Source organism: Halosegnis marinus (genome assembly GCF_029338355.1).
GTDB classification, from domain to species: domain Archaea; phylum Halobacteriota; class Halobacteria; order Halobacteriales; family Haloarculaceae; genus Halosegnis; species Halosegnis marinus.
Window position 1 is genome coordinate 155,275 of the sequence record NZ_CP119803.1, and the last position, 8,204, is coordinate 163,478.

Below are 8,204 nucleotides of genomic sequence, written 5' to 3' on the forward strand. Positions count from 1 at the left end.
CGAACAGGTCTTCAACCCCACTACGGTGCGTCTGTAACGAGATGAGCGCGAACACGGCGCGCGGCAGCGAGCCTCTTCAACCCCACTACGGTGCGTCTGTAACGACCTCGCGGTCGGTGTCCTGACCGAAGGTCGCGATTCTTCAACCCCACTACGGTGCGTCTGTAACCATGTCCAATTCAGGGGACACAGGCCTTCATACCGACGCCTCCCACATCAACTTTCTCTCGACCCCCAATTCTGGGTTTACCCCGGGGGTTGAGAATTGAGCAACCATCGTGACTCAAAAACCAGGGCTGTCCCACAATCCATGGCATCGCGTAGTACCCGCCCATCCGGAACGGAGTCGGCCCAAAGTGTGCCTCCTGTATTGCCCATCAGTCGGACCCGTTTCCGACCCACGAAGCAACACCTCACCCTCGTTGAAACGGAGGCTCCTGGCCGTCAGGCCCCCATCGGCATCCCGTTAGGCTCCGTACTCGGTCAGTGAGGAGTCGCCGCCGAGGAGGCGACGATAGGTCTCATCACCTGTCGCATCAGCGAGTGACTCACACATATCACGGAGACCGTCACTGATCCCCCACTTATTGAGATAGTTCTCCGTCGATTGACCGCGTTCGAACTTGTAGCGGAGGTAGTGCGCTTTGTCCAATGCCGTGAGATGCTCTGCATCATCGCCGTTGACGCGAGCCTCGATGTACGCAATTCTGTCATCATCGGTCCAGTTGAGGAGCGTGAAGTCACCATCCTCGATCTCATAGAGGTGCATGTCCCGCATACGGTCGGGGTCGGCGCTCGTCCCCTGGGACAGCATGTTCAGATCGCTGTACGAAGGGCTGGCTGTCGAGAGGAGATCGATGTACACGTCCAGCTCGCCGACATCGCTGGCCTCCTGGAGGATGCCATAGATCTCATCAACGACATCCTTCGCGTCCATGATCCCGTCACCACGACGGACGTTTCCGTGGTGTTTCGAGTACTCGCTGAACGCGCGCCCCATCTCGATCACGCCAATGTCTCCTCGATTGAGATCTCGATTTTCGGTGAGACGGGCGTGGGTTTGCTTGGTCGTTTGGATGATGCGCCGGCGGAGGTTTCGCCACGAGACAGGCTCGCGATCGCCGGCCGGCCGTGCGACGATGATGATATCGAATTCGACCGCTTCGCCGCCGATGAATTTGTGAATATCCGAGCTGATCGGATAGGTGGCGGTGACTTCGAAGTCGGCGTCACAGAGTGACGTGAGGAGCTCTCCCCACGATTCGGAGTCACTGTGGTGGTACGTGAATGTGAGGACACCGTCCTCCTTGATGGCCGTTCGGATCGCCGTGAAGGCCTCGTGGAGCTCGGATTCGAATTCTTCGGACCCTTTGCCGAGATACGGATTCGCGACGATAGACTCTGCTCGAGGGGTACTCTGCTCGTCGAACCCCTCGTACTCGTCTTCGAGGAGGAGCTTCAGCCAGACGTAGAAGTAGTCGGCCAGCTCGGAGTAGATGATATTGTCGTAGTACGGAGGGTCCGTGATAACGGCGTCATAGCGGTCCTCGTCACCGATCAGTCGCATGTCGCCCTGGTGGACGGTCGCGTTTTGGCCAATAGGTTGGCTGAAGGGTGGCGTCTCCTCCATTGAATCATCTACCATGTGGCGATCCGTGGGCGCATTTGCGTACTCGACGCCGGACATCACCATCTCCCAAGCCGATTCGAAGGTGCCCATGCCGTACTTGGCGCCCCAGACATTCCCTTCGCTCGGCTGGTTCGGCGGATCGAACGAGTTTGTCTTGAAGATGTGATTCGAGTGGTTGCGCGATGGCTGGTACGAGCACATCATGCTGTTAGTTCGCTGGAAGTCGCTGAAAGCAAGAAGGAGGTACTCGCGTGCGTTCGGATCCTCTATCTCGTCAATTGAGCGGAGGAGCTTCGCCAGCGACAGGAGCTGGCGCTCGTTGTACATGTCGGTCCACGAGCTGTACCCGTGGTCGAAGACGGGATTCCGCTCCGAGAGCATATGCCCGGGCGGGAGCTCTTCATCGGGTACGTACTCTTTGAGCGCCTCGTTTCCAGAGAATTCACTTCGAGCCTCGGCGAAGAGCTCCTCATCAGCTGGCTCGGCAGCTTTGTAGCCCTTGACTTCACTCCGGTCGTGGGCTCCATCGTCACACGTCGGGCAGTGATACTCGATTGCGTATTGACGAAGCTCGTATCCGTCCTGTTCTTGGATTGCCTCCGTGATCTTGTACGACTGTCCGCAGTCACTACAGGCGTACTTTCCCTCGGGCTACGGTGCCGTTCTTCGGAGTAAAATTGAACCCACACGTATCACACGTCGACTCATTCTGCCAATCGTCAACGAGAACGACTGACTCGCAGTCGGGGCAAAGTACATTGTATTTGTCACCGTTTTCATAGCGACCCTTCGCGACCCGGTAGTCTTTGAACAATGGGACTGTGTGACCGCATGAGACGCAGTCGAGCTCTTTCACCCAGAAGGTGTACATGATGTCCGCGTCGTGGTCGCCGTTCGGACACGAGGTTCGGTAGTACTGTGAGATCTCGTCCGCGACATCGGCTTCGACAGTTTCGTAGGCTGCTTGCAGCGTCTCGGGGTCAGTCGCACCAGCCTCCAGCTCCTTCTTTGTCACAAACCACGCGACGGGGTTGAGATCGTATCCTGTCACATCGGCGCTGAAACGGGACGCTTCAACGAGCGATGTCCCGCCACCCATGAAGGGGTCGAGAACACGTTTGTCACCGACTCGGACATCTTTCGCGTAGAGCGACCAGAGGCTTTCTGGGTTTGTGAGATCGACATCTGCGAGGAGCTGTTCCAGCTCTGCAGTGTCATTGGCGTACTCAGCAAGAGACCCGTTCGCACCTGGCTCGTGGATATCTACAGTGTCCGGATCATCCAGAAGTGAGTAGAGTGTGATTGCACGGAAGATCGAGCCGGCCCGACGAGCCCACCACTTGTGCATAGTGTATATGGGCCGGTAATGTTGCTTTGCACGGCCTTCTTTTTGCGCGATTTCGTTAACGCGCTCGATCGGGAACCCCCGTTCGATGGGCAGCTCGCGTCGGCCCGTCGGCTCCTGCGACATTGTAATTGGACACACCGAAGCCGGCTGGTGGTATAAATGTGTGACACAGCTGCAGATAGGAGCCCTATTCGTGGGGTGCTGTCACTCTCCACAGTGAGGAAGAGAAAGCAGTAATTGAACGGAGGGGCGCTTGTGCGCTCGCTGCGGGTTACAAGATCGAAATCAAGCTTTGTTCCGCCGAGGCGAGCGAGGCCATGTAATGTCGACTCTAAGAAATTACCTGCCGTGCAACAGTCGGTCGCAGTTGTAGGGGGCGTTTCTCTGCGGGTCCCAATTGACGATCAAGTACCAAGTAGTTGTGGCGGGGCATTGGAACACTATCCTGGCCCACTATCGGTTCAAGCGTGACCCAAACGTTCTCAATGCTCCACTGCGTATTACCGTCTGTATAGCCCGCTAATCAGGCCAAGTCATTAGCTGACTTCGGCCGGTGCTCCCTCTGGATGGGGGACATACCATCCACTGCTTTCTGTGCGCCTCGCTCATAGAACTAGTAGAGGTGTCCGATTGCTGACCACCAGGTGGCCCTCGGAGTCCTCTCGCGGTCTTAGCCATATCTCAAAAAGAGTTATACGAGGGGATCTGAATAACCGGGTATGACGACATCTATTTTCCCGTATCCTGGTGGGAAGTCATATCTCGCCCCCTGGATCATCGAGCATTTCCCTGCGCATCAGTGCTATGTCGAAGTCTTCGGAGGCGGAGCGTCAGTGTTGCTAACGAAGCAGCCCAGCCACACTGAGATATACAACGATCGCGATGGGGACCTTGTCCAGTTTTTCGGCGTGCTTCGTGACCACAAGGACGAGCTCGTAGAATGGTTGGATATGACTCCCTACGCTCGCGACCAACACGAAGAATGGTCGAAGGAATTCTACAACGGTGAGCGGCCTGATGATCCGATTGAACGGGCAGGGCGATTCTTTTACCTACGATACTCTCAGTATGCGGCTAAATACCGGACGAAGTCCGGATTTGCGTCCGCTTCACAACGAAACAAAGCGAGGAAGCTTCGGAATGCGACAGATAAGCTGCACGAGTTCGCTGAACGCTTTCACAATGTTCAGATCGAGAACCTGGACTACGCTGATGTAATGGAACAGTATGACAGCGAGGATACGTTCTTCTATGCGGATCCACCGTATATGGACGAAGGTGATGCCCTGTACCGGCATGGCGAATTTGACCATGATCGGTTTGTGGATGCGCTTGAATCGCTGGACGGCAGGTGGGCAGTCTCATATCAACGGGTCCCGTCTCGCCTCAAGGACTACTGGATCATCGAGAAAGGTCGAGCCCAATTCATGAATAAGCAACATGACAACACGACTCGGAGCAACGATGCGACCGAGCGGCTGATCATGAATTATGATCCTGACAACGTTTCCCGGTTTAGGACTCCCGACCAAACGACACTCCCGGGTGTCGATTCCAGTTAGCTCTTCGACCCGACGTCGGGAGCGATGAGTCAGCCAAAGTCGTGGATTTTCCGGTGTGCTTCCAGATACCTCTCGTGTGGATGTTCCGCGGGGTCTTCTGGTAACTGAATTTTCGTTGTTGCCAACGGTTCGAAGTCAGCAAAGCCATTGATATTGGGGGCATCGCGCACAAGGACCTCGTGATCGTCGGTAAGTGAAAGCCAGCCTGTATCAAATGCCCAATGGTGGAGTTTACACAACGCAAGCCCGTTTCGAACGTCATCCCGGCCATTCAGGCGCTTCGGATAGATGTGGGCCGCTTCAACCTCCGGATTCCCGCTTGGCGACCGGCGTTCCGAGCCACAGATCGCACACTGGTAGTCGTATGCGTCCCGAACTATTCCGGAGAACGCACTGTCACGCGCTGTTCGCTGAACGGTTTCTGTTTCTCTTTCGGGCCCTCGTAATGTCGGGGATGGCGGGGAGGTACTCTCCTCTAACTCAGGCTCCTCGTCAAGTTGCTCCTCGATGGTTGCTTTAGCCTGGGCAATATCCTTAGCCGATGGAATTTCGTGCCACTCATCGTCAATCCGTTCAAACAAGTTGTCAAACTCATCGCTAGAGCTCACACCACACCGGTCAAGCAGTGTGCCATCGATAGCGGTAATCTTCGATTCGGCCTCTGAGCGCCGGTCGGCCATCGAACTATCGGGATCTGTGCGCTCGAGGATGTATTCAGCTATGAGTTCGAGATAGTAGACCTCGTCCGATGTGTGGTGTGAGGGGATATCACGCCAGTCGTTCGGCAGGTAGGCATTCAGCAACTGTCGGATATTTACCAGTCGATGTCGCATGTGAAGCGCGTCACTGAGCTTTTCCTTCGTTGCAGCAATGACTCGCTCGCCTCCGTCGCCGCCGTTCCGCTCTTGAAATCCCAATCCGTCATCGAGAGCGTCATCGAGAGCTTGGCGATCTACCTGCAGGTGGCGAACCCATGCATATCCATCGGAGTACAGATCATCGTCCCACAACACGAAAAGCTCTGTCTCAGGGTCATATCCACAAATCACAACAGTCCACTCTTCCGAGCGGGTCGGAGTTACTGGTGATCGGTCCCCATTATCGTGCTCCGGGAGCCTGATATCAATCCGATACTCATCCTCATCACGGTGCTCCCCAGTAGGATCCGACTGTGAGAGCGTAAACATATAGACATGGTACGCTCGGCCCGTAGGGGCAAGGACAAACGAGAGCGGCTGACGGCCTGGATTGCTGCAGTCACTGACTGATCCAGCAATTGCTCCCAGCATCCGTTTGTGAAGATCCGCTTTGGGAAGGCTTGGCATGTATATGATAACTGATGGTCAGACATACTAAATTAATAGCATAAGGCCGACACCCCCCTGAGCGTTACTGGTATTCGTCGAATGTCTTATCGCTCCCGACCAGTCGATTGAATGTCTCATCCCCAGTAGCGTCGGCTAGTTGTTCGCAAATGTCGCGGAGGGACTCAGTGTCGGACCAGCGGTCAAGCCACTCACCGAGCGCTTTCCCCTCCTCGTATTGATATCGGAGGAACTGTGCCTTCCCCAGTGGCGACACTGATTCGGGGTCGTCCCCAGACAATCGAGTTCTGATGTATGCGATCCGTTGGGGATCGTTCCAGGTTCCGAGAATTAGCTGACCATCCTCGATACGGTACAATTTCATGCGCCGCATGGACTCCGCATCGGCTTTCGTGCCCTTACTCAGCATGTTGAGATCGCTGTAGGAGGGGTCAGACATCGCCAAGAGATCAAGATACACATCAAGCTCACCGACATCTGACGCCTCTTGGAGAATACCGTAGATCTCCTGTACGACTTCCTTTGCCGTCATGATGGTATCGCCACTGCGGACTGCCCCGTGGTGTTTGGAGTATTCGTGAAACGCCCGCCCCATCTCAATCACGCCGATGTCGCCTTCGGAGAGCTCTTGTGAATCAGCTAACCGCATATGCGTCTCTTTTGTCGTCTTGATAATTCGACGTCGTAGATTTCGCCACGAGACCGGCTCACGATCCTGTGAAGGCCGTGCAACGATGATGATATCAAATTCGACCGCCTCACCCGTGATGAACTTGTTCACGTCGGCCGCTATTGGATACGAGGCCGTCACCTCAAAGCCAGCTTCGCAGAGCGACTCAAGCAGCTCTCCCCACGATTCGGAGTCGCTGTGATGGTACGTAAACGCGAGGACGCCGTCTTCGGTCAGCGCTCGCTTGATAACGGTAAACGCCTCCTCGAGCTCTGCCTCAAAGTCCTCATCTGTCTTCCCTTCAAATGGGTTCGTGACGATCGATTCTGTGCGCGGTGTCATCTCCCCCCTGAAGCAGTCATATGTATCCTCAAGAAGGAGCTGTTGCCAGACGTAGAAGTAATTAGCAACCTCTGAATAGACGATATTATCGTAGTACGGTGGGTCCGTGATGACCGCGTCGTACTCATTTTCGATATCTAAGCTCCGCATGTCGCCCTGACTAATCGATGTATGTTGGCCGATCGGTTGGGCGAACGGCTCTGATTCGACCGTTTCTCCATCCTCGTTGATATAGCGTTCCGTGGGTGCGTGGGCGTATGCGACTCCACTCCGAAGTTTATCATACGTGTTTGAGAACGTCCCTCGGCCAGCTCGTGTCCCCCACACATTGTTCTCGACGATCTCCATCTGGGGGACAAGGAGTTCATCCGAAACGTTCCCTCGATCTTGTTTGCACTGAGGTTATAGATCGTAAACGTGCTCTGGAACATCAGTGAGTCCGAGAACGCCAACAAGAGCAGCTCACGAATCGCTTGGTCCTCAATCGACTCGATTGCTCGTAACAGGTGCCCGAGGCACAGTAACTGGCGTGAATTGAACATATCCCGCCACTCCGTGTACCCGTGATTGAAGACATCATTACCGTTAAGCTCCGATTCCCGCGTTATGGCGCCCTCTGGGATGCTCCGGTCCGGGACATAAGCCTCCAGATCGTCTGCCGCTTCCCAGGCGGTAGCTGCTACGTCGGCTAACTTTTCGTCGGCGGTACCCGTGCTCTTGTACCCTTTGTACGTCTCTCGCTGTTCGCCGCGATCGTCACAGACAGTACAATAGTACTCTACTGCGTACTGCTTGAGCTCAAAGCCGCCTTGCTCGCTAATGGCATCAGTGATCGAGTACCGCGCTCCACAGTCGGGGCATGCATAGTCGGAGCCGGAGACATTCCCGTTGGCGGGACACCATTCATGATGACACCGATTACAGGTGCAATCGGCACGCCAGTCATCGACTAAAACGACTGACTCACAGCCTGGGCAGTACACGTTGTATTTATCCGACTCATCGTAGCGGCCGCTTGCGACGCGATAGTCTTTGAACAGAGACACCGACTCGTCGCAACTCACGCAATCAAGCTCTTTCACCCAAAAGTTGTACATCACGTCCGCGTAGTGGCCATGGTCTTCAGCTTCTAACTCGCCAGCGTCAAAGTCCGTCCTTGGATCGGATGAGGTGTACTGTCGGAATCTGCATCTGCGTGAGGGCATGGTGTTTTGTAGAACGCGTCGACGGCACCGTGAACGCTTGACTTCACCTGTTCGTACGCCTCATCCAATTCGGTCACGTCGGTCTTTGCGGCCTCGATCTCCTGTTTCGTGACGAACCAGGC

3 protein-coding genes, 1 pseudogene and 1 CRISPR repeat array (1 of these 5 running past the window's edge) are annotated in these 8,204 nt (G+C 55.2%); of the genes and pseudogenes, 1 reads left to right on the top strand and 3 read right to left on the bottom strand.

The window, feature by feature from the left end:
• Positions 1-169: direct repeats of the CRISPR family, unit length 30 nt (it extends 1,243 nt beyond the left edge of the window).
• Positions 170-466: 297 nt separating this feature from the next.
• A pseudogene (locus P2T37_RS15395) lies at positions 467-3,101 on the bottom strand (DUF1156 domain-containing protein).
• Positions 3,102-3,697: 596 nt separating this feature from the next.
• On the opposite strand from P2T37_RS15395, the gene P2T37_RS15400 reads away from it, so the two are divergent.
• Complete coding sequence (locus tag P2T37_RS15400; RefSeq protein WP_276236273.1) at positions 3,698-4,540, top strand: DNA adenine methylase; 843 nt, start codon at positions 3,698-3,700, stop codon at positions 4,538-4,540.
• A gap of 29 nt (positions 4,541-4,569) precedes the next feature.
• Here the strand turns inward: P2T37_RS15400 and P2T37_RS15405 are convergent, their stop codons facing one another.
• On the bottom strand, positions 4,570-5,865 hold the full coding sequence (locus P2T37_RS15405) for an HNH endonuclease (RefSeq protein WP_382211931.1): 1,296 nt from the start codon (positions 5,863-5,865) through the stop codon (positions 4,570-4,572).
• 64 nt (positions 5,866-5,929) lie between these two features.
• Complete coding sequence (locus P2T37_RS15410; RefSeq protein WP_276236275.1) at positions 5,930-7,225, bottom strand: hypothetical protein; 1,296 nt, start codon at positions 7,223-7,225, stop codon at positions 5,930-5,932.
• Positions 7,226-8,204: the final 979 nt, after the last annotated feature.

Bases quoted from the DNA above. Each gene is read 5' to 3' on its own strand.
- P2T37_RS15400 (WP_276236273.1), top strand. From the start codon at position 3,698: ATGACGACATCTATTTTCCCGTATCCTGGTGGGAAGTCATATCTCGCC.
- P2T37_RS15405 (WP_382211931.1), bottom strand. From the start codon at position 5,865: ATGCCAAGCCTTCCCAAAGCGGATCTTCACAAACGGATGCTGGGAGCA.
- P2T37_RS15410 (WP_276236275.1), bottom strand. From the start codon at position 7,225: ATGGAGATCGTCGAGAACAATGTGTGGGGGACACGAGCTGGCCGAGGG.